The following is a 21,879-nucleotide window of genomic DNA, read 5'->3' as shown; positions in this document are numbered from 1 at the left end:
GAATCCTAAGGACACGCTGAGTGCGAGGCGAAAGCGGCGTCGCCCCCCGGACGGAGAGGGTCTTGCGGCGCGACCTGCGCGGACGCGCCTCCGGCTAGGTTGCGGGCATGGCTCCCGAGGTGCTCGTGCTGACCGATCCGGCCGAGGTGGTGGAGGTGGCCGGAGCCTGGATGGCCCGCCAGCCGGTGCTCTCCACGGTGGTCGCGACGGTGACCGTCCGCTCCATCGGCACGCCGGCTCCGGAGCATCCGCGCTGGTGGATCGTCGTGCGCGAGGCCGGCGAGGTGCGCGGCGTCCTCATGCGCACCGCGCCCTACGAGCCCTACCCGATCTACACCCTCGGCCTGCCCGCCGACGCGGTCGAGGCGGTGGCGGCGTGGTGCGTGGAGCACAGGGAGACCTCGAGCCTGGTCAACGGCGTGCTGCCGGCCTCGCGGCTGCTCGCCGAGGCGTTCGCCCGGGCGTCGGGCACCTCGGCCTCGCTGCTGGAGTCGATGCGGCTCTTCGAGCTCGACGCGCTGCGTCCGCCGGTCGGGGTGCCCGGCGGCGCGCGACCCGCCACCCGCGACGACCTCGAGGTCTGCGTCCCCTGGCTCGGCCGGTTCCACAGCGACGCCGACGAGCAGGCCGGACGCCCGGGCGGTGCCGCCGCGCTCGACCTGGGGCCGGCCGACGTCGAGGGCATGATCGACGCCGCGCGGCTGTGGCTGTGGGAGGTCGAGGGACGCCCGGTGAACCTCACCGGCTTCAACCACCCGGCGCTCGGCGTGGCGCGCATCGGTCCGGTGCACACCCCGCTCGAGCACCGCGGACGCGGCTACGCGGCGGCGCTGGTGAGCGAGGTGGCCGCCCGGCTGCGTGAGCGGGGCGCCCGCGTATGCCTGTTCGCCGACGCCGACAACGCCGTGTCGACCGCCCTCTACCGGCGGCTGGGCTTCGTCGAGGCCGCGGTGACCGGCGCCTATCGCCTCGAGGCCTCGCTCACCACGTGAGGACGGCCTTGACGACCTCGCCGGACTCGACGTCGCGCACGGCCTCGCCGATGCGCTCGAAGGGATAGGTGCGGATCAGCTCGTCGAGGGGCAGGTCGCCGGCGGCGTTCATGGCCAGCAGGCGCGGCACCATCGTGAGCGGGTCGGACTCGCCCTCGATGGAGGAGGTGATGCGCTTGCCGGTCTGCAGCAGGTCGACGGCGTCGACGACGTACTCCGCGGCGCCCAGGCCCAGCGCCACCAGAGTCCCGCGGGGAGCCAGGGCCAGCTGCGCCTGACGTACGACCTCGGGCACCGCGGTGGTGTCGATCGCGTGGGTGGCGCCGCCGTCGGTGAGCTCCTTGACCCGCTCGACGACGCCCGCGCCGAGGGCGGAGGCGTCGACGGCAGTGGCGCCGAGGCGCTCGGCGATCGCCAGGCGCGAGGGCTGCAGGTCGACGGCGAGGATCGTGCCCGTGCCGTGCGCGCGGGCCGCGGCGATCGCCGCCAGGCCGACGGCGCCCGCGCCGAAGACCACCAGGCTCTGGTCGGGGCCGGTGCGCAGCAGGTTGAGCACGGTGCCCGCGCCGGTCTGGAAGCCGCAGCCGTAGGGCGCGACCAGGGAGAGGTCGAGCGCGGGGTCGACGACGACGCAGTTGTCGGCGTAGGCGATCGCGTGCCGCGAGAGGCTCGACTGGCCGAAGAAGGACCCCAGCACGGGGGAGCCGTCGTGGCGGTAGGTGGTGGAGCCGTCCATGCGCAGGCCCATGTAGTTGAGCAGCAGGGAGGACTCGCAGTAGCCGACCGCGCCCTCCCGGCAGGGCCCGCAGGCGCGGCAGGAGCGGAAGGAGAGGGCGACGTGGTCGCCCACCGCTATGCCCTCGACCGCGGCGCCGACCGCCTCGACGACGCCGGCTCCCTCGTGGCCGAAGACGTTCGGGAACATCTCCGGGGGCAGCATCGAGCGCATCGTGAGGTCGGTGTGGCACAGGCCGGCGGCCTCGATGCGCACGAGCACCTCGTCCTCCCGCGGCTCGTCGAGCTCGACCTCGGCCAGCTCGAAGTCCGCGCCCTGCTCGGGCACCCAGGCCACCGTCGTCCGCATGGGCTCAACCTAGAACCTGTTCCAGTCTCGGGGTCAAGGGGAGCGGCTCCCTAGAATGGGGGACATCATGAGCGAGACCCCTGCACCGGCCGGCCCCCGCCTCGCCGAGACGATCGAGGAGGTCGAGGACGCCCTGCTGTCGCGGTGGCCCGAGACCCGCCTCGAGCCCTCCCTCGACCGCATCGAGGCCTTCACCGAGCTGCTCGGGCGCCCCCAGGACGCCTACCCGGTCGTCCACCTGACCGGCACCAACGGCAAGACCTCGACCTCGCGCATGATCGAGGCCCTCCTCGGCGCGCTCGACCTGCGCACGGGGCGCTTCACCAGCCCCCACCTCGAGCGCATCAACGAGCGCATCGCCGTCGACGGCGAGCCGCTCGACGACGAGGCCTTCGTGCGTGCCTTCAACGACGTCGCGATGTTCACCCACCTCGTCGACGACGACCAGCCGCACCCGCTGTCGTTCTTCGAGACCGTCGTCGGCATGGCCTACGCCGCGTTCGCCGACGCGCCCGTCGAGGTCGCGGTCGTCGAGGTCGGGATGGGCGGCTCGTGGGACGCCACCAACGTCGTCGACGCGCAGGTCGGCGTCGTCACCCCGATCGCCATCGACCACGCCAAGTACCTCGGCGCCACGCCCGAGGCCATCGCGCAGGAGAAGGCCGGCATCCTCAAGCCCGGCGCCATCGGCGTCATCGCCGCCCAGACCCCCGAGGTCGCCGCCGTGCTGAACGCCCGGGCCGCCGAGGTCGGCGCGCGGCTGGTGCGCGAGGGCCTGGACTTCGGCGTCGTCGAGCGCACCGCGGCCGTCGGCGGCCAGGCCGTCACCCTGCAGGGCCTGCGCGGACGCTACGAGGAGGTCTTCCTCCCGCTCTACGGCGCCCACCAGGCGCAGAACGCCGCCGTCGCGCTGGCCGCGGTCGAGGCGTTCATCGGCGGCGACGAGCCGCTGGGCGACGACGTCGTCCGCAAGGCCTTCGCCGAGGTCACCTCGCCCGGCCGCCTCGAGGTCGTCCGCCGTGGCCCGACGGTGGTGCTCGACGCCGCGCACAACCCGGCCGGTGCCGAGGCCACCGCGGCCGCGCTCGACGACTCCTTCCGCTTCTCCCCGCTCGTCGGGGTCTTCGGCGTGATGGCCGACAAGGACGCCGAGCCGCTGCTCGCGGCCTTCGAGCCGCACCTGGCCCACGTCGTCGTCACCCAGAACTCCACCGAGCGGGCGATGCCCGTCGAGGAGCTCGCCGCGGTGGCGCGCGAGGTCTTCGGCGAGGACCGCGTCAGCGTCGAGCCCCGCCTGCCCGACGCCCTCGACGCCGCCATGGCGCTCGCCGAGGCGGGCGAGGCCTTCGGCGACCCGCTCGGCTCCGGGGCCGTGCTGGTCACCGGCTCGGTGGTCACCGCGGGTCAGGCCCGCACCCTGCTGCGACGAGGAGGTCAGGCATGAGCGAGCGTCCGGAGCCCGTGGAGCCGGTGGGGCCCGGGGAGCCCGGCCATGACTCCGACCTCGACTCCGCGCTGGACCGGGAGCGGACCAAGTCGCCCAAGCGCAGCATGGCCGCGGCCGTGCTGGCGCTGCAGTGCATCACCCTCGGCCTCACGACCCCGGTGCTGATCTCGATCGCCGACGTGCCCGTCGGGCTCTCGCTCGCCATCGGTCTCGGCCTGGCCGTGCTGTGCCTGGTCGCGGCCGGACGCCTCGGCTCGTCGTGGGCCTACGGCCTGGGCTGGGCGATCCAGGTGGCCTCGATCGCGCTCGGCCTGGTCATCGGGCTGATGTTCGTGCTCGGCGGCATCTTCGCCCTCCTGTGGTGGGGCGCGCTCCACCTGGGCACGCGCATCGAGCGCGAGCGGGCCGAGGCGTTCGCCGCCTACGACGCCGAGCGCGCGGCGCGCGGCGAGATCTGACCCTCGTCGCGGGCTCGTCCCGGCCTCAGTCGAGCACCGAGGCGATGGCCGCGAGCGCGGCGTCCAGCTGGGCGTCGGTGCAGCCGCCGAAGCCGAGCACGAGCCCGTGCCGCGGCGTCGAGCGGGCGTAGTCGGCGAGCGTCGGGACGTTGAACCCGGCCCGGCGCGCGGCCTCGCGCGCGGCGGCCGTGGTGGCCTCGTCGAGATCGACGCAGGCGTACATGCCGGCCACCGACCCCGGCGCCACGTGGGGGCCGAGCACCTCGGCGACCCGGGCCGCGCGGGCCGCGTAGACCCGCCGCGCGGAGCGGACGACGCGGTCGACGTAGCCGTCGCGCAGCAGGGCCAGCATGGCGCGCTGCACCGGCCAGGCGGCCACCTCGTGGGTGCGGGCCCGGTGGTGGTCGAGCGGCTCCTGCAGCCACGGCGGGGCGACCAGCCAGCCCAGGCGCAGGCTGGGCGCCACGGCCTTGCTGGCGGTGCCGAGGTAGGCGACCCGCTCGGGGTCGAGCGTGGTGAGCGCCGGGATGGGCGCCACGTCGTAGCGGAACTCGGAGTCGTAGTCGTCCTCGATGACGAGGGCCCCGGCGCGCCCCGCCGCCTCGAGCAGCGTCAGCCGGTGCGCGCCCGGCATCGGCGGCCCCAGGGGGTGCTGGTGGGCGGGAGTGACGTAGGCGGCGGCGCAGCCGGCGAGATCGTCGACCGGCGCAAGCGCCGGCAGGTCGCGCACCTGCCGTCCGCTCGCGCGCACCACGGCCACGGCCGCGCGGTAGCCGGGATCCTCGACGCCGACCGCGCCGGGGCCGAGCGCCGCCAGCAGGTGACGCAGGCCGTCGGTGGTGCCGGCGGTGACGCGCACGGCGTCGGGGTCGACCGCGATCCCGCGGGTGCGGGCGAGGCGCTCGGCGAGCGCGGCGCGCAGGGCAGGCACGCCGCGCGGGTCGTCGTAGCCGGCCGGCGGTCGCGCGGCGCCGACCTCGCGCCAGGCGCGACGCCACAGCGCGGCGTGGCGGGGGTCGATCCAGGGAGTGCCGGCGTCGAGGCGCACCAGACCGGAGTCGGCCGCGCCGGGGGCGGGCGCGCGGCGCGGCTCGACGGCGTGCCCGGAGGCCGCGACGAACGTGCCGGCGCCCCGGCGCCCCTCGAGCCAGCCCTCGGCCACCAGCTGGGCGTAGGCCTGCTCGGTGACGGCGCGGGCGACGCCGAGGTCGGTGGCGAGCGCGCGCGAGCTCGGCAGCCGATCGCCGCGGGCGAGGGTGCCGCCGGCGACGAGGTCGCGGATGCGCCCGGCGACCTGGGTGGTGAGCGGCTCGGCGGAGGAGCGGTCGAGCCGGAGGGGCAGCATGCGAAGTGGCCTGTCGTTCTGGGGTCGGATTGGCCCGTGCGGGCAGGCCAATCCTGACGCAGGATCGTCGTCGTGCCCACCCTGCCGCTCCAGCCCACCGCCCGCACCACCATCGTCCGGGGCCGCCGCCGTGCGGTCGAGGAGCGGGCTGCGCTGCACGCCCTGCTGGCCGACGCCCTCGTCGCGCACGTCGGCGTCGTCGTCGGCGATCACGCGATCGTGCTGCCCTCGGCCTTCGGCGTCGACCTCGACGGCCCCGACGAGGGCGGCACGCTCTACCTGCACGGCTCGGTCGCTGCGCGATGGCTGCGCGCGGCCGTCGGCGCGACCGTGTGCGTCACGATCACCGAGCTCGACGGCCTCGTCGCCGCCCGCTCCGGCTTCCACCACTCGATGAACTACCGCTCGGGAGTGGTGATCGGCGTCGCGCGGGAGGTCGTCGACGTCGACGAGCGGGCCCGCGCGCTCGACCTGGTCGTCGACCAGATGATCGCCGGCCGTGCGGCGACCCTGCGACCGCCGACCCGCAAGGAGCTCGCCGCCACCGCCGTCCTGGCGCTGCCCCTGGCCGAGGCCTCGCTCAAGGTGCGCGACGGCGACCCCGTCGACGACGAGGACGACGTCGGCGCGGGCGCCTGGGCCGGCGTCGTCCCGGTGCGCCGGGTGCTGGGGGAGCCGGTGACCGCCGCCGACGCCGCCGGCGTCGCGGTGCCCGCCGACGTACGCGCCTGCGCGCGCGGACCGCGAGGTCAGTAGGGTGCGGGCATGACCCAGCGCACCCTGGTCCTGCTCAAGCCCGACGCCGTGCGGCGGGGCCTGGTCGGCGAGATCCTCTCCCGCTACGAGGCGAAGGGGCTCACGCTCGTGGCCCTCGAGCAGCGCACCATCGACGCCGCCCAGGCCGACGCCCACTACGCCGAGCACGTCGAGCGCGACTTCTACCCGCCGCTGCGCACGTTCGTCACCAGCGGCCCGCTCGTCGCGCTGGTGCTCGAGGGCGACGAGGTGATCGAGGTCGTCCGCGCCCTCAACGGCGCCACCGACGGCCGCAAGGCCGCCCCGGGCACCATCCGCGGCGACCTCTCCCTCTCGAACCGCGAGAACCTCGTCCACGGCTCGGACTCCCCGGAGTCGGCCGAGCGCGAGATCGCCCTCTGGTTCCCCTCGCTCTGACGCGCTGACCTCCGGCTCCACGGGCCGTCGACCTCCGGGTCGGCGGCCCGTTCGTCGTCGGTGCGCACGAATCTTTCGGTGGGCGTTCGAACCTTCGAACGCCCACCGTCCGTTTCGGCGGCCAGCCGCTGAAGCTTCGGCGGTCAGCCGCCGAAACCCCCACCCCCGCCCGACCACACCCGTCACATCCTCACCACCGACACCACCAGCCCCGGCGTGCCTGCGCGAATCGGGGCGTCGGCGTCCCTACCCTCCAAGCAGGGCCGGTGGAAGCGCGTGCATCGACCCGCTTCCCCGCACCCACGCGCAGAGCACGCGAGGACGCCCGATGGCGAACAGCTTCTTCGGCCGCGACATGGCCGTCGACCTCGGCACCGCCAACACCCTCGTCTACGCGCGCGGTCGCGGCGTGCTGCTCGACGAGCCGAGCGTCGTCGCGCTGAGCACGTCCACCGGCGAGGTGCTGGCCGTGGGCCACGAGGCCAAGCGGATGCTCGGCCGCACCCCCGACGGCATCGTCGCCATCCGGCCGCTCAAGGACGGCGTCATCGCCGACTTCGAGGCCACCGAGCAGATGCTGCGCTACTTCATCCAGCAGGTGCACCGCCGGCGGCACTTCGCCAAGCCGCGCATGGTCATCTGCGTGCCCTCGGGCATCACCGCCGTCGAGCAGCGCGCGGTGAAGGAGGCCGGCTACCAGGCCGGCGCCCGACGCGTCTACATCGTCGAGGAGCCCATGGCCGCGGCCATCGGCGCCGGCCTGCCCGTGCACCAGCCCACCGGCAACATGGTCGTCGACGTCGGCGGAGGCACCACCGAGGTCGCGGTCATCTCCCTGGGCGGCATCGTCACCAGCCTCTCGGTGCGCACCGCCGGCGACGACCTCGACGCCGCGATCGTCAGCTGGATGAAGAAGGAGTACTCCCTGCTCCTGGGCGAGCGCACCGCCGAGGAGGTCAAGATCAGCCTCGGCTCGGCCTTCCCGCAGCGCGACGAGCCGGAGGCCGAGATCCGCGGCCGCGACCTCGTCTCGGGCCTTCCCCGCACCGTCGTGGTCTCCGCCGCCGAGGTGCGTCAGGCGCTCGAGGAGCCGCTGCACGCGATCGTCGACGCCGTCCGCTCCACCCTCGACCAGACCCCGCCCGAGCTGGCCGGCGACATCATGGACCGCGGCATCGTCCTCACCGGCGGCGGCGCCCTGCTGCGCGGCCTCGACGAGCGGCTGCGGCACGAGACCGGCATGCCGGTGCACGTCGCCGAGGAGCCGCTCACCTCCGTCGCCCACGGAGCGGGCAAGTGCGTCGAGGAGTTCGAGGCGCTCCAGCAGGTGCTCGTGAGCGACGTGAGGCGCTACTGATGACCATCCTCGACCTGCGCCCCCGGGGCGCCGACCGTCCCGAGGAGCCCGCGCGCCCCGAGCGCGGGCGGCGGCCGATCCGCCTGCCCCGGGCCACCAGCGGACGCCGCTGGGGCGACGACCGCGAGCCGACGCCGCCGCGCTCCCTCGTGGTGGCGATGGTGCTGGCCGCGGCCAGCCTCATGGCCCTCGACGGCGCGGGCGCGCTCGACCCCGCCCGCAGCGTCGTCGCCTCGGTCATGGGCCCGGCCGAGTCGGCCACCAGCGCCGTCGGTCGCCCGCTGGGCGCGATCCCCGACTGGTTCGAGACCCGGGGCGAGCTGCGTCGCCAGGTCCGCGACCTGCAGGACCAGAACGACGCCCTGCGCTCGGAGGTCGCCCGGGCGCCCTACGACGCCAACCGCCTCGAGGAGCTCGACGGCCTGACCCGCCTCGCCGGCGACGTCGGGCACGCGCTCGTGCCCGCCCACGTCATCGGGATCGGCCCGGCGCAGTCCTTCTCCGACACCGTCACCCTCGACGCCGGCTCGGACGCCGGCCTGCGCAAGGACCTCACGGTCGTGAACGCGCAGGGCCTGGTCGGACGCGTCCTGTCGGTCACCCGCTCCACGGCCACCGTCCTGCTCGTCACCGACGCCGACTCCGTCGTCGGCGGCCGGATCGGCGCGACGATGGGGCTGGGCACCGTCCGCGGCCGCGGCGAGAGCGGCGCCCACGGCCGTCTCGACCTCGAGCTCGTCGACGACGCCTCGATCCCGGCCCGCGACGACGTCGTGGTCACCTGGGGCAGCCAGGGCCAGGGGCCCTACGTCTCCGGCGTGCCGATCGGCAAGGTCGTCCAGGTCTTCTCCTCGGTGCGCGAGACCGCCCAGCGCGCGGTCATCGAGCCGCTGGTCGACTTCGGCTCCCTCGACCTCGTCGGGGTGGTCGTCCCGCGCGGCACCGCCTCCGATCGCCGCCTCATCCCGGCCGACGGCTCGGTCACCTCCGCGGAGCTCGGCCGATGACCGCCCTGCGCGCCACCGCCGTCGGCCTGGCCGTCGCGCTCGCCGCCCTCCTGCAGGTCTCCCTGTTCCCGCACCTGGCCTGGCGCGGCATCGGCCCCGACCTGTGCCTGCTGGTCGTTGTCGCGGCCGGCCTGGCGTGGGGCGCCCAGAGCGGGATGGTGCTCGGGTTCGCCTCCGGCGTCCTGCTCGACCTCGTGCCGCCGGCCGACCATCTCGTCGGACGCTGGGCGCTGGCGCTCATGGTCGTCGGCTACGTCGCCGGCCGGGTCCGCGCCGACCTCCGCCCGCACGTGCGTCCGCCGGTCGGCACCGTGGTGGCCACCGTCGCGGCCTGCTCGTTCGTCGGCACCTCGGTCTTCGCGCTCAGCGGCCTGCTGCTCGGCGACACCGAGGTCGGCGTCGGCGGCCTGCTCGAGGTGATCCTCGTCGGGCTGGTGTGGGACGTCGCGCTGACCCCGCTGATCCTCCCGCCGCTGATGCGCGGCTTCGCCCGGCTCGAGCCGGGGCACGCCCGATGAGCCTCGACCCGCGACGCCTGCTCGCGCGCGGCCGCGGGGGAGCGGCCGCCCGGGGCGAGAGCGCGGGCGCCCGCCGCAGTCGGCTGCGACTGATCGTCCTGCAGGCGCTGGTCTTCTCGCTCTTCGCCACCCTCTTCGCTCGCCTCTACTACCTGCAGGTCAGCAGTGGCGAGGCCTACCGCGCCCAGGCCGCCTCGCAGTCGGTGCGCGACATCGTCATCCAGCCCCAGCGCGGCCTCATCGTCGACGCGCAGGGCCGCCCGCTGGTGGCCAACCGCACCGCGTGGGTCGTGTCCGTCGACCGCACCACGCTGGGCCGCATGGGCGAGGACGCCGCCGCGTCGATGCTCGGACGCCTGGGCAAGGTCGTCGACGTCTCCACCGCGGGTCTGCGCGCCCGCCTCCTCGACTGCGGTGACGCAGGCGCGAAGGCCGGTCGTTGCTGGAACGGCTCGCCCTACCAGCCGGTGCCGGTGGCCGAGGACGTCGAGCAGTCCGTCGCCCTGCGGCTGCTCGAGCAGCCCGAGGACTTCCCGGCCGTCGTCGTCGACCAGCAGAGCGTGCGCGCCTATCCCGAGCCGTACGGCGTCAACCTCGCCCATGTGCTCGGCTACCTCAGCCCCGTCACCGAGGGCGAGCTCGACACCGCCAAGGCCGACAACGACCAGTCGCTCAACGGCGCCTCCTCGGTCGGCCGCGCCGGGCTGGAGCGCCAGTACGACTCCTGGCTGCGCGGCATGCCCGGCTACCAGCAGGTGGCCGTCGACTCCATGGGTCGGGTGCTCGGCGACGACGGCGAGATCGCCGCGCGTCCGGGCGACACCCTCGTCACCTCGATCGACGCCAAGGTCCAGGCGGCGGTGGAGAAGCAGCTCCACGAGGCGATCACCACCGCCCGGCGCACCTACGACCCCGTCACGCACAGGAACTACGTCGCCGACTCCGGCGCCGCGGTCGTCATGGAGGCCCGCACCGGCCGCGTCGTCGCGATGGCCAGCCAGCCCACCTACGACCCCTCGGTGTGGGTCGGCGGCATCAGCCAGAAGGCGCTCGACCGGCTCTACTCCACGAAGAGCGGCGACCCGCTCCTGGCCCGCGCCACCCAGGGCCAGTTCGCGCCCGGCTCCACCTGGAAGCCGCTGATGACCGTCGGCGCCCTCAACCACGGCTTCAGCACCAGCACCCGCCTGGACTGCTCCAGCGGTCTGCAGGTCGGCAGTCGCTGGTTCAAGAACTACGAGTCGGCCTCCTACGGGATGATCGGCTTCGATCGGGCCCTGCAGATCTCCTGCGACACCTTCTTCTACCGGGTCGGCCTGAAGTACTGGAACCAGTACGGCTCCGACCCGACGAACGTCGAGGCCAAGGACCCGCTCGTCGACACCGCGAAGGACTTCGGCTTCGGCCGGCGCACCGGCGTCGACCTGCCCGGCGAGGCCGCCGGCCGCATCGCCGACCGTCGCTGGAAGCTGGCGTACTACCAGTCGATGAAGGACTACTACTGCACGATGGATCGCAAGGGCTCGGCGCCCAACGCGTTCCTGCGGGTCTTCTCCCACGAGTTCTGCCTCGAGGGCAGCTACTACCGTGCCGGCGACGCCGTGAACTTCTCCATCGGGCAGGGCGACACCCTCGTGACGCCGCTGCAGCTGGCCCGCGCCTACTCCGCGGTCTCCAACGGCGGCACCCTCTACGAGCCGCGGGTGGCCAAGGCCGTCGTCGGCGCCGACGGGCAGGTGATCGAGCGGATCAGGCCGAAGGTCGCGGGTCACCTCGAGGCCAGCTCGAAGAGCATCGACTACGTCGACCGCGCGCTCCTGGGCACCCCCAAGACCGGAACCCTCGCCTGGCGCTTCGTCGGCTTCCCGCTCGACCAGGTGCCCGTGCGCGGCAAGACCGGCTCCGCCGAGGTCTACGGCAAGCAGTCGACGTCGTGGGTGGCCACCTACGACAAGGACTACGTCGTCGTCATGGTCGTGACGCAGGCCGGCACCGGCTCGGGCACCTCCGGCCCGGCGGTCCGCAAGATCTGGGAGGCGCTCTACGGCGTCACCGGCGAGAAGGTCGACCGCAGCAAGGCCACGATCAAGGGCGTCGTCGCGCCGCAGGGCCTGCCCACGTTCACGAAGGACGGCGCGATCCTGCCGCCGACCGGCCGGAAGGAGTGAGATGACCACCGTCGTCGGTCGTCCCCAGCCCGTCGTCCGCTCCGGGCTGCGCACCCGCGCCTCCGCGACGCGTCCGGCCTTCGCCTGGCGCGCCCTGGACTGGCCGCTGCTCCTCGCGGTGCTCGCCCTCGCCGCGCTCGGCACGCTGCTGGTGTGGTCGGCGACCTCGCGCCGCGATCTGCTCACCGGCGGTGACCCCACCGCCTTCCTGCGCAAGGACCTCGTCAACCTCGCGATCGGCCTGGTGCTGGCGGCGACCGTGGTCGTCGCCGACCACCGCTGGGTGCGCGTCGCCGCGCCGCTGGTCTATCTCGGCTCGCTCGTGGGCCTGGGCCTGGTGCTCGTGATGGGCTCGACGATCAACGGCTCGCGCTCGTGGCTGATGCTCGGCGGGATGTCGATCCAGCCCTCGGAGTTCGCCAAGCTCGCCGTCATCATCGGCATGGCGCTGGTGCTGGCCGAGCGCGCGGCGGGGCGCTGGCGCAGCAGCGTCGGCACCACCGAGGTGCTGCTCATGCTCGCGGTCGCCGCCGTGCCGGCCGTGCTGATCCTGGCCCAGCCCGACCTCGGCACGATGCTCGTGCTCACCGCCACCGTCATCGGCGTGCTCGCCGCCGCGGGCGCGCCCCGCGTCTGGCTCGGCGGTCTGGCCGGCGCGGGCGCCGTGGCCGCCGTCGGCGCCGTGCTGGCCGGGGTCGTCAAGCCCTACCAGCTCGACCGTCTCCTGGCCTTCACCAACCCCGACCTCGACCCGCGCGGCGCCGGCTACAACGTCGAGCAGGCTCGCATCGCCGTCGGCAACGGCGGCCTGTGGGGGGAGGGGCTCTTCCACGGCTCGCAGACCCGCTCGGGCTTCGTCCCCGAGCAGCACACCGACTTCGTGTTCACCGTCGCCGGCGAGGAGCTCGGGCTGATCGGCGCCACCGCGCTCATCGCGCTGCTGCTGGTCGTGCTCTGGCGGGCGCTGCGGATCTCGGCGGCCACCCAGGACGTCTTCGGACGCGTGGCCGCGGCCGGCATCGCCTGCTGGTTCGGCTTCCAGGCCTTCCAGAACATCGGCATGTGCCTGGGCATCATGCCGGTCACCGGCGTGCCGCTGCCGTTCGTCTCCTACGGCGGCAGCTCGCTGTTCGCCTCGATGCTCGCCGTCGGGCTCCTGCAGAACATCCACCTGCGCTCGCGCCAGGTGACCCGCCGCGGCCTCGCCGGCTGAGCGACCCGCGCCGGGGGAGCCCCGCTAGGGGTTGACGGAGAGGAACAGGTAGGCGGCCAGCAGGATCAGGTGGACGCCGCCGTTGAGCGGCTTCGCGCGCCCGGGCACCACCGTCAGCACCGAGACGACGACGGTGAGCAGCAGGAGCACGGTCTGGGTCTGGTCCAGGCCGAGGGCCAGCGGGCCGTCGAGCCAGATCGACGCGATCGCGATGGCCGGGATGGTGAGGCCGATCGAGGCCATCGCCGAGCCGTAGGCCAGGTTGAGGCTGATCTGCACCCGCTCGCGGGCCGCGGCCCGGGTGGCGGCGATCGACTCCGGCAGCAGCACCAGCAGGGCGATGACGACGCCGACGAAGGAGGCGGGGAAGCCGACGGCCGCCACGGCGTCCTCGATGGCGCCCGACTCCACCTTGGCCAGGCCGACGACGGCGACGAGCGCCGCGACGAGCAGGCCGAGCGAGATCAGGGCCTGACGGCTCGACGGCGGGTCGGCGTGGCCGTCCTCGTCGTCGTCGGGCAGGCCGGGACGACCCTGCGCGTCGACGGGCAGGAAGAAGTCGCGGTGCCGCACGGTCTGGGTGAACACGAAGATGCCGTACAGCGCGGCGGAGGCGACGGCGGCGAAGGTGAGCTGCTCGCCGGTGAACTGCGCGCCGGGCGCGCCCGTGGTGAAGCTCGGCAGCACCAGCGTCAGGCCGGCCAGGGCGACGACGGTGGCCAGCGCGGAGCCGGTGCCCTCGGCGTTGAACACCGCGAGATGGTGGCGCACGGCGCCGACCACGAGGGCGAGCCCGACGATGCCGTTGAGGGTGATCATCACGGCCGCGAAGACGGTGTCGCGCGCCAGGGAGGAGGTGTCCTTGTCGCCGGTGACCATGAGGGTCACGATCAGCGCCACCTCGATCACGGTCACGGCGACGGCGAGCACGAGCGACCCGTAGGGCTCGCCGACGCGGTGCGCGACGACCTCCGCGTGGTGCACCGCCGCGAGCACGGCGCCGATGAGGAAGACCGCGATGCCGGCGGAGACGGCCGTGCCCGGGTGGTGGCCCCAGGCGGCTGCCAGCACCGCGAGCGCGAGCAGCGGCATCCAGACGGTCCAGGCGAATCGGCCGGAGGTGTGTCCCGTCGCGCTCATGGCGCCACCCTACGGACAGGTCCGCTGCGGATCAGGTCACCCTTCGGTGCCCGCTTCCCCCGGATCCCGGGCTAGTCTGGTTGCCGATGGCAACCAACACCTCGGCGGCTGGTGCCGCCCCGGCGGAGACCGGCGAGTACTCCCACGCGCAGATCCTCACGATCCTGACCGGGCTGATGCTCGGCATGTTCCTCGGCGCCCTGGACCAGACGATCGTCTCGACGTCGATCCGCACCATCGCCGACGACCTCAACGGGCTCTCGGTGCAGGCGTGGGTGACGACCAGCTACCTGATCGCCTCCACCATCACCACGCCCATCTACGGCAAGCTCGGCGACCTCTACGGACGCAAGCGCCTGTTCCTCTTCGCGATCACGGTGTTCGTGCTCGGCTCGGCGCTGTGCTCCTTCGCCACCTCGATGTACCAGCTCGCCGCGTTCCGGGCCTTCCAGGGCCTGGGCGCCGGCGGTCTGTTCACGCTGGTGCTGGCGATCATCGGCGACATCGTCTCCCCGCGCGAGCGGGCCCGCTACAGCGGCTACTTCATGGCGATGTTCGGCACCTCGAGCGTCCTCGGCCCGGTCATCGGCGGCTTCTTCGCCGGCCGCGACGAGCTGCTGTTCATGTCGGGCTGGCGCTGGGTGTTCCTGGTGAACGTGCCGATCGGCATCCTCGCGCTGGTCGTCGTCGTCCGCACCCTGCACGTGCACCACACCCGCCCGACCCACGCCATCCGCATCGACTGGTGGGGTGCCGTGACGCTGACGCTCGGCCTGGTGCCGCTGCTCACCGTCGCCGAGCAGGGCCGCGAGTGGGGCTGGGACTCCGGCCGCTCGATCGCCTGCTACGCCATCGCCGCCTTCGGCATCGTCTCGTTCATCGCCGTCGAGCGGGCGATGGGCGCGGCCGCCCTCATCCCGCTGCGCCTCTTCCGCATCCGCGCCGCCGCGGTGACGATCGTGGCCAGCATCGTCGTCGGCGCCGCGATGTTCGGCGGCATCATGCTGCTGCCGCTCTACATGCAGATCGTCCACGGCGCCTCGCCCACGGAGTCCGGCTTCCTGATGCTCCCGATGGTGGCCGGTCTGATGGTCGCCTCGATCACCTCGGGTCGCCTCATCGGCCGCACCGGCGTGGTGCGGCCCTTCCCGATCGTCGGCTCCGCGCTGATCGTCGTGGGTCTGCTGCTGCTCTCCTTCACCTCCGCCGACACCGCGCTTCCGCTGGTGATGGGCGCGATGGTCGTGCTCGGCCTCGGCCTGGGCAACTGCATGCAGCCCCTGCTGCTCATCGTCCAGAGCTCGGTGCCGCCCACCGAGATCGGCGTGGCCACCGCGTCGGCCACCTTCTTCCGTCAGATCGGCGGCACCCTCGGCGTCGCGGTGTTCCTCTCGCTGCTCTTCAGCACCGTCGGGGACAACATCAAGGAGGCCGTCGCCACGGCCAGCCGCACGCCGCAGTGGCGCGAGGCGGTCGGCTCCAGCGGCGGGCTCGACCCGTCGGTGGTGGCGAAGGTGCAGGACGACTCCTCGGTCATCGACACGCTGAACCCCGTCATCGCGCACCCGTTCAAGGTGGGCTTCGCGGAGTCGATGGACCTGGTGTTCCTCTGCGCTGCCGGCGTCGCGGTCGTCGCGTTCGTCGTCCTGCAGCTGATGCCGCAGGTGCGGCTGCGCGACACCTCCGCCGCGGCGGCGCGTGCCGCCCAGGCTCCCGTGGAGTAGGCAGGGAGTAGGCAGGGCGTGAGGCAGGGAGTAACGCGGCGTCGCGACGGCGCCGTACGATGATCCCCATGTCCGCGAGCGTCTTCCCCGTGCTCGAGGCGCACCTGCCGAGCGTCTCCAAGCCCATCCAGTACGTCGGCGGCGAGCTGAACTCCACCGTCAAGGAGTGGGACTGCGCGCCCGACGGCGAGACCGTCCGCTGGGCGCTGATGTACCCCGACGCCTACGAGGTCGGCCTGCCCAACCAGGGCGTCCAGATCCTCTACGAGGTGCTCAACGAGCGGCCGTGGATCCTCGCCGAGCGCACGTACGCCGTGTGGCCCGACCTCGAGAAGATCATGCGCGAGCAGGGCATCCCGCAGTTCACCGTCGACGCCCACCGGCCGATCGGCGACTTCGACCTGCTCGGCCTGAGCTTCTCCACCGAGCTCGGCTACACCAACATGCTCAACGCCCTCGACCTCGGCGGCATCCCGCTGCAGGCCGTCGACCGCACGGGCGAGCACCCCGTCGTCATCGCCGGCGGCCACGCCGCGTTCAACCCCGAGCCGATCGCCGACTTCATCGACGCCGCCGTGCTCGGCGACGGCGAGGAGGTCGTCCTCGCGATCTCCGACGTCGTGCGGGAGTGGAAGCAGCAGGGCCGCCCCGCCGGCGAGATGGCCTCCCCGCGCCTGGAGCTGCTGCGTCGCCTCGCCGTCACCGGCAACGTCTACGTGCCGCAGTTCTACGACGTCTCCTACGGCGAGGACGGCGCCATCGCCGCCGTCACGCCGAACCGCGCCGACGTGCCCGAGCGCGTCCGCAAGCACACGCTGATGGACCTCGACGCCTGGCCCTACCCGGCCAAGCCGCTGGTGCCGCTCGCCGAGACCGTCCACGAGCGCTTCAGCGTCGAGATCTTCCGCGGCTGCACCCGCGGCTGCCGCTTCTGCCAGGCCGGCATGATCACCCGCCCCGTCCGCGAGCGCTCGATCCAGACCGTCGGCGCGATGGTGGAGAACGGCATCCGCAAGACCGGCTTCGAGGAGGTCGGCCTGCTCTCGCTCTCCAGCGCCGACCACACCGAGATCGGCGAGATCGCCACCGACCTCGCCGACCGCTACGAGGACCAGAACGTCTCGCTGAGCCTGCCCAGCACCCGCGTCGACGCCTTCAACATCACCCTGGCCAACGAGTTCTCCCGCAACGGCCGCCGCTCCGGCCTGACCTTCGCCCCCGAGGGCGGCAGCGAGCGGATGCGCAAGGTGATCAACAAGATGGTCACCGAGGACGACCTCATCCGCACCGTCGCCGCGGCCTACTCCCACGGCTGGCGACAGGTGAAGCTCTACTTCATGTGCGGTCTGCCCACCGAGACCGACGAGGACGTCCTGCAGATCGCCGAGCTCGCCAAGCGCGTCATCGCGACGGGCCGCGAGGTGTCGGGCCGCAACGACATCCGCTGCACCGTCTCCATCGGCGGCTTCGTGCCCAAGCCGCACACGCCGTTCCAGTGGGCCGCCCAGCTCGACCACGAGACCACCGACGAGCGCCTGCGCAAGCTGCGCGAGGAGGTCCGCACGGACAAGCGCTACGGCCGCGCCATCGGCTTCCGCTACCACGACGGCAAGCCCGGAGCCGTCGAGGGACTCCTCTCCCGCGGCGACCGTCGCGTCGGCCGCGTCATCGAGGCCGTGTGGCGCGACGGCGGCCGCTTCGACGGCTGGAGCGAGCACTTCTCCTACGAGCGCTGGATGGACGCCGCCGACCAGGCGCTGGCCGGCACCGGCGTCGACGTCGCCTGGTACATTACCCGCGAGCGCGGCTACGACGAGACCCTGCCCTGGGACCACCTCGACTCCGGCCTCGACAAGGACTGGCTGTGGGCCGACTGGGAGGACGCCCTCGCGGTGGCCGACGGCTCGGCCGACGTCGAGGTCGAGGACTGCCGCTGGACGCCGTGCTACGACTGCGGCGTGTGCCCGGAGATGAACACCGAGATCCAGATCGGCCCCACCGGTCAGCGGCTGCTGCCGCTGTCGGTGGTCTGACCCCGGCCGAGGCCACAGTTACCCGGCTGACCGGGTAACTGTCCCCCGTGTGACGTGTCCGGCAGGTTCTGGCGTCCTCGAACCTGCGAGACACGCCCCGCGGGGGTGGTTTCCGCGCGCTTCGGCGTCGACGCCGCGGCCGGCGACGAAGGTGCCCGCGCGGCCCCGGGTGTCCAGGACGCCGTCGGCCTCGAGCTCGCGGTAGGCGCGCGCGACGGTGTTCGCGGCCACGCCGAGCTCCTCGGCGAGCGCGCGCACGGTCGGCATCCGGGTCCCGGCGGCGAGGTGACCGCTCTCGACCTGCGCGGTCACCTGGCTGCGGATCTGCTCGTAGGGCGGTGCGGCCGCGGCGGGGTCGACGCTGATCACGCGGTCGAGCATCCCAGGTGCCAGGGTGGACGGCGATGAGTCCGGCGGGCGGGACCGGTCGTCCCTGGACGACACCCGCCGCCCCACCAGGAGGAGCCATGCCCGCCACCTACACCGTCGACCTCTTCAGCAGCCTGGACGGATACGGCTCCTACCGCGCGCCCGGCGACTGGGGCGGCTACTGGAGCAAGCAGGGGCCGGAGCTGCTGGCGTCCCGGCAGACGCTGCTCGAGGGGATGACGCGCGTCGTCCTCGGGGCGCGGACCTTCCGCCAGTTCGCCCGCTTCGCGCAGATGGAGCGGGACGGCGAGCTGCCGACGGCCGACGCGTGGTCGCTGACGATGCGCTCGCTGCCGCTGCACGTCGTCACCTCCACGGTGGAGGGCGACCTCGGCTGGCCGTCGGTGAGCCTCGAGCGGGGGACGGCCGTCGACGTGGTGCGTCGCCTCAAGGAGGAGCACGACGGCGCGATCGTCTCCCACGGCAGCGTCTCGCTGAACGGGGCGCTGCTGCGCGCCGGCCTCGTCGACGTCCTGCAGGTCACGATCTTCCCCGTGGTGACGGCCGCGACGGGGGACGTCCCGGTGCTGGCCTCCGCCGGCGATCTCGACCTCGAGCTGCTCGACGCCGCCACGGTGGACGGACGCACGCAGGTGCTGCGCTACCGGCCGCACCCGCGCTGACTCAGCCGGCGCCGCGCAGACGCCACTCGTCGCCCCCGGCGGGGTCAGCTCTGGGTGCCCGAGCCGAGGCCGTCGCTGGAGGCGAAGGAGTCGAGCTTCGTGCCGTCGGCGTTGTGGACGACGCAGGCGATGTCGTCGCCGGCCTTGGGCTCGTCGCGGTCGAAGATGCCGAGGACCTCGAGGTCCGGCTGCTCGCTGAGGTACTGGATCGCCGCCCGGTTGGTGGAGACCGCCCGGGTGCACAGGGCGTTGATGTCGCCGTCGGCGTTGACCTTCTCGGCCTCGGCCGCGGTGAGGGTGGCGGTGGCGAGCACCTGGGCGTCGTGGGACTTCGAGCAGTCGACGGTGCGCAGCACGCCGACCTCGCGGTTGCCCTTGACGCCGTCGATGCACTCCAGCGCCTGCACGTCGTTGACGGTGGTGACGTCCTTGGCCGCGACGTAGATGCCGATCGTGGCCAGGGTGGCCCCGATCAGCAGGAGGGGCGCGACGACGAGGGCGCCGATGGCCAGGCCCTTGCCGTGGTTGCGGCCGTCGCGACCGCGCACCAGCACGATGATGGCCAGGACGATCGCGACGATCGGCAGGATCGGGATGCACACCAGGAAGCTGAGGACCAGCGCGGTGATCGCCATGCCCTTCGAGGGCGCGAGCTCGGTCGGGCCGCCGTACGCCTCGCCGTAGCCGCCCGGCCCGCTGGGGGGCACAGGGCCGCCGTACGGGCCGGGCTGGCCGTAGGGCGCGGCGCCGGGCGTGCCGTAGCCGCCGGGCTGGCCGTACGCCGGGGGGCTCTGCGGGGCCTGGGGGGCCTGGGGGGCCGCGTAGGGGTCGGCCGGAGCCTGCGGAGCCGAGGGCGACGGTGCGGACGGGTAGGCCGGCGGCGGGGCGCCGTAGTCGGGCCCCGAGCCGGTGCCGCCCGTGCCGTAGTCGGGTCCGGACGCCGGCTGACGGCCGTCCTCGGTGCTGTCGCGGGGGTCTTCCGGCGTCTGGGTCACGGGCGTCAGCCTAGGTGGTCCGCCGCCGCGGCCCGCGACGCCGTCCCGCCGGGGCGGGCCCAGGACGTCGGTGCCGTCGGCGAGGATGCTCGCCGTGACCCTCCACCACGTCGACGACGACGAGCGACGCGCCCGCATCGGCGTCCGCCACGCGCTGGCCCGGCGGGCTCCGGACGCCGTCGCCGCCACCCGCGCGGTCGGGGTGCTCCACGCCACCGAGCCCGCCACCGTCTACCTCTCCCTGCACGCGCGCGTCGAGGGGCTCACCCGCGCGCAGGTCGACGACGTGCTCTATCGCGAGCGCAGCCTGGTCAAGCAGCTGGCCATGCGCCGCACCCTCTTCGCCTTCCCTCGCGACCTCCTCCCCGCGGCGTGGGGGAGCAGCTCGCGGCGCGTGCTGCTCGCCGAGGCGGCGCGCATCGCCAAGGACGCCGAGCTCGCGGGGGCCGACGACGGCGCCGCCTGGCTGGAGCAGATGCGCGGACGCATCCTGGCCGAGCTCGCCCAGGAGCCCGCCGGCCTCACCGCCGCCGAGGTGCGCGAGCGGGTGCCGGAGATCGACCTCCTCGGGCCCGGACGCCACCGCGTCATGACCAACCTCGGCCTCTCCGCCCACGTGATGCGCGGGGAGAACACCCAGCACTGGCGGGTCTTCCGTCCTCGGTGGCGACTCACCCGCGACTGGCTCGACCCCGTCCCGGTGCCCGCCGAGGCCGCGGACGGATTCCGGCGCCTGGTCGCGGTGTGGCTCGAGCGCTTCGGCCCGGGCACCGAGGACGACCTCGTCTGGTGGCTCGGCGCCACCAAGGGCGTCGTGCGCGCCGCCCTGGCCGAGCTCGACGCCGTGCCGGTCACCACCGACGCCGGCGCGGCGTGGCTGCTGCCCGACGATCCGCTGCTCGACGGCCACCGCACCGCGGACGAGCCGTGGGCCGCGCTCCTGCCCGTGCTCGACCCCACGATCATGGGCTGGCGCCACCGCGACTTCCACCTCGGCGCGCATGCGCCGCTGCTCTTCGACCGCAACGGCAACGCCGGCACCACCGCCTGGTGGTGCGGCCGGGTGGTCGGCGCCTGGACCCAGGACGAGGACGGCGTCGTGGAGGTGCGGCCGCTCGAGCGCCTCCCGCGGGAGGCCGCGCAGGCCCTGCGTCGCGAGGCGGCCCGGCTGACCGCATGGCTCGACGGCGAGCGCGTCGGCACCGTCTACCCCTCGCCGACGATGCGGGCCGACCCCGCCGACCTCCCCTACCCTGTGCTCCGTGCGTGAGCAGCCCGAGCAGCAGGCCCCGCCCGTCCAGCGGCTGAGGATCCGCTACGCCAAGCGCGGACGGCTGCGGTTCACCAGCCACCGCGACTTCAGCCGGGCCTTCGAGCGGGCGGTCTTCCGGGCCCGCCTGCCGATGGCCTACTCCTCGGGGTTCAACCCGCACCCGCGCATCTCCTACGCCGGCGCCGCCCCCACCGGCTCGGCCAGCGAGGCGGAGTACCTCGAGATCGGGCTCGCGGCCGTCGTCGACCCCGCACGGGTGCATGCCGAGCTCGCGGAGGCTCTGCCGCCCGGCCTCGACGTCCTCGAGGTCGTGGAGTCGCCCGGCGGCTCCCTGGCCGACCGGCTCGAGGCCAGCCGGTGGATCGTCGCCGTCGACGCCTCGGCCCAGGACGCCGCCACCGCGGTCGCCGCCTTCCTGGCCGCCGAGGAGGTCTCGGTCGAGCGGATGACGAAGAAGGGCCTGCGCACCTTCGACTGCCGCGGGGCGGTCGTCTCGCTGGAGGTCCGCCCGCCTGCGGCCGAGTCCGCGGAGCCTGCCGGGCCGGCCGACACGCCCGGGCCGCGCACCGAGCTCGACCTCGTGCTGCGCCACGGCGTCCCCGCGGTGCGACCCGACGACGTCCTGCGCGGGCTGGCTCAGGCGGGCGCTCTCGAGGCCGGCCCGGCCCCGCTCATGACGCGCCTGGCGCAGGGCCCGCTCACCGCCGACGGCGTCGTGGATGACCCGCTGCGGGCGTGATGTGCGATACTCGCCGTGATCAGCCACCGCGGAGACGCGCCTGATCCGACGACGTCCTCGCCGGCCCCCAGCAGGGTCGGCACACCGAGCAGACGTCGTCACCGGACCGCGACGCGGCCGGCGAGCCTGGTGACAGCGGGCCCGCCACGATCCGAGAGATC

20 protein-coding genes are annotated in these 21,879 nt (G+C 73.9%); 15 read left to right on the top strand and 5 right to left on the bottom strand.

Annotated features, from left to right (window positions below):
• The first annotated feature begins 107 nt into the window (after positions 1-107).
• Entirely contained in the window at positions 108-992 is an 885-nt protein-coding gene (locus tag ACZDWJ_RS02365) for a GNAT family N-acetyltransferase (RefSeq protein ID WP_463519310.1), read from the top strand.
• Here the strand turns inward: ACZDWJ_RS02365 and ACZDWJ_RS02360 are convergent.
• Positions 982-2,076, bottom strand: a complete 1,095-nt coding sequence (locus ACZDWJ_RS02360) for an NAD(P)-dependent alcohol dehydrogenase (RefSeq protein ID WP_463519309.1) — start codon at positions 2,074-2,076, stop codon at positions 982-984. The genes ACZDWJ_RS02365 and ACZDWJ_RS02360 overlap by 11 nt on opposite strands.
• A 67-nt stretch (positions 2,077-2,143) precedes the next feature.
• Between ACZDWJ_RS02360 and ACZDWJ_RS02355 the strand changes: the two genes are divergently transcribed.
• Positions 2,144-3,520 (top strand): bifunctional folylpolyglutamate synthase/dihydrofolate synthase, encoded by a 1,377-nt coding sequence (locus ACZDWJ_RS02355; RefSeq protein WP_463519308.1) that lies wholly within the window; start codon positions 2,144-2,146, stop codon positions 3,518-3,520.
• Positions 3,517-3,981, top strand: a complete 465-nt coding sequence (locus ACZDWJ_RS02350) for a DUF4233 domain-containing protein (protein ID WP_463519307.1) — start codon at positions 3,517-3,519, stop codon at positions 3,979-3,981. Before ACZDWJ_RS02355 ends, ACZDWJ_RS02350 begins: the two co-directional genes overlap by 4 nt.
• 25 nt (positions 3,982-4,006) lie before the next feature.
• On the opposite strand, the gene ACZDWJ_RS02345 is transcribed toward ACZDWJ_RS02350, so the two are convergent.
• Positions 4,007-5,326 carry an aminotransferase-like domain-containing protein gene (locus tag ACZDWJ_RS02345; RefSeq protein WP_463519306.1) on the bottom strand — a complete coding sequence of 440 codons (1,320 nt, stop codon included), beginning with the start codon at positions 5,324-5,326 and terminating at the stop codon, positions 4,007-4,009.
• A 72-nt stretch (positions 5,327-5,398) separates the two neighbouring features.
• Here ACZDWJ_RS02345 and ACZDWJ_RS02340 point away from each other — a divergent pair, with 72 nt between their 5' ends.
• The 7 genes from ACZDWJ_RS02340 (at position 5,399) to rodA (ending at position 12,762) form a co-directional block, all read left to right on the top strand.
• Positions 5,399-6,082: a pyridoxamine 5'-phosphate oxidase family protein gene (locus ACZDWJ_RS02340; RefSeq protein WP_463519305.1), complete on the top strand. Its 684-nt coding sequence runs from the start codon at positions 5,399-5,401 to the stop codon at positions 6,080-6,082.
• Positions 6,083-6,091: 9 nt separating this feature from the next.
• Positions 6,092-6,499, top strand: coding sequence for a nucleoside-diphosphate kinase (gene ndk / locus ACZDWJ_RS02335; RefSeq protein ID WP_463519304.1), 408 nt, complete (start codon positions 6,092-6,094; stop codon positions 6,497-6,499).
• Positions 6,500-6,827: 328 nt separating this feature from the next.
• On the top strand, positions 6,828-7,856 hold the full coding sequence (locus ACZDWJ_RS02330; RefSeq protein WP_463519303.1) for a rod shape-determining protein: 1,029 nt from the start codon (positions 6,828-6,830) through the stop codon (positions 7,854-7,856).
• Positions 7,856-8,863 carry a rod shape-determining protein MreC gene (gene mreC, locus ACZDWJ_RS02325; protein ID WP_463519302.1) on the top strand — a complete coding sequence of 336 codons (1,008 nt, stop codon included), beginning with the start codon at positions 7,856-7,858 and terminating at the stop codon, positions 8,861-8,863. The genes ACZDWJ_RS02330 and mreC overlap by 1 nt, the downstream gene beginning before the upstream one ends.
• Complete coding sequence (gene mreD / locus ACZDWJ_RS02320; RefSeq protein ID WP_463519301.1) at positions 8,860-9,381, top strand: rod shape-determining protein MreD; 522 nt, start codon at positions 8,860-8,862, stop codon at positions 9,379-9,381. The genes mreC and mreD overlap by 4 nt, the downstream gene beginning before the upstream one ends.
• Positions 9,378-11,549 (top strand): penicillin-binding protein 2, encoded by a 2,172-nt coding sequence (gene mrdA / locus ACZDWJ_RS02315; RefSeq protein ID WP_463519300.1) that lies wholly within the window; start codon positions 9,378-9,380, stop codon positions 11,547-11,549. The genes mreD and mrdA overlap by 4 nt, the downstream gene beginning before the upstream one ends.
• 1 nt (position 11,550) lies before the next feature.
• Positions 11,551-12,762: a rod shape-determining protein RodA gene (rodA, locus tag ACZDWJ_RS02310; RefSeq protein WP_463519299.1), complete on the top strand. Its 1,212-nt coding sequence runs from the start codon at positions 11,551-11,553 to the stop codon at positions 12,760-12,762.
• A gap of 24 nt (positions 12,763-12,786) precedes the next feature.
• Here rodA and ACZDWJ_RS02305 read toward each other — a convergent pair whose 3' ends face one another.
• Complete coding sequence (locus tag ACZDWJ_RS02305) at positions 12,787-13,902, bottom strand: calcium:cation antiporter (protein ID WP_463519298.1); 1,116 nt, start codon at positions 13,900-13,902, stop codon at positions 12,787-12,789.
• 86 nt (positions 13,903-13,988) lie between these two features.
• Here ACZDWJ_RS02305 and ACZDWJ_RS02300 point away from each other — a divergent pair, with 86 nt between their 5' ends.
• Both ACZDWJ_RS02300 and ACZDWJ_RS02295 read left to right on the top strand, forming a co-directional pair.
• A complete protein-coding gene (locus ACZDWJ_RS02300; RefSeq protein ID WP_463519297.1) occupies positions 13,989-15,626 on the top strand; it encodes an MDR family MFS transporter in 1,638 nt (545 codons plus the stop codon).
• Positions 15,627-15,694: 68 nt separating this feature from the next.
• Entirely contained in the window at positions 15,695-17,659 is a 1,965-nt protein-coding gene (locus tag ACZDWJ_RS02295; protein ID WP_463519296.1) for a TIGR03960 family B12-binding radical SAM protein, read from the top strand.
• Between the two features lie 18 nt (positions 17,660-17,677).
• Here the strand turns inward: ACZDWJ_RS02295 and ACZDWJ_RS02290 are convergent, their stop codons facing one another.
• A complete protein-coding gene (locus tag ACZDWJ_RS02290) occupies positions 17,678-18,028 on the bottom strand; it encodes a GntR family transcriptional regulator (RefSeq protein ID WP_463519295.1) in 351 nt (116 codons plus the stop codon).
• Positions 18,029-18,126: 98 nt separating this feature from the next.
• Here ACZDWJ_RS02290 and ACZDWJ_RS02285 point away from each other — a divergent pair, with 98 nt between their 5' ends.
• Positions 18,127-18,711 (top strand): dihydrofolate reductase family protein, encoded by a 585-nt coding sequence (locus tag ACZDWJ_RS02285; protein ID WP_463519294.1) that lies wholly within the window; start codon positions 18,127-18,129, stop codon positions 18,709-18,711.
• 44 nt (positions 18,712-18,755) lie between these two features.
• Here ACZDWJ_RS02285 and ACZDWJ_RS02280 read toward each other — a convergent pair whose 3' ends face one another.
• A complete protein-coding gene (locus ACZDWJ_RS02280) occupies positions 18,756-19,706 on the bottom strand; it encodes a DUF4190 domain-containing protein (protein WP_463519293.1) in 951 nt (316 codons plus the stop codon).
• A gap of 94 nt (positions 19,707-19,800) precedes the next feature.
• On the opposite strand from ACZDWJ_RS02280, the gene ACZDWJ_RS02275 reads away from it, so the two are divergent.
• The gene (locus ACZDWJ_RS02275; protein WP_463519292.1) at positions 19,801-20,976 is read left to right on the top strand and encodes a winged helix DNA-binding domain-containing protein; all 1,176 of its coding nucleotides are present in this window, start codon (positions 19,801-19,803) and stop codon (positions 20,974-20,976) included.
• Entirely contained in the window at positions 20,969-21,718 is a 750-nt protein-coding gene (locus ACZDWJ_RS02270; protein WP_463519291.1) for a TIGR03936 family radical SAM-associated protein, read from the top strand. Before ACZDWJ_RS02275 ends, ACZDWJ_RS02270 begins: the two co-directional genes overlap by 8 nt.
• Positions 21,719-21,879: the final 161 nt, after the last annotated feature.

This window comes from Nocardioides sp. B129/18 (assembly GCF_055282735.1).
The sequence above is the reverse complement of the archived record's forward strand: the minus strand, read 5'-3'. Positions and strand labels throughout refer to the sequence as shown.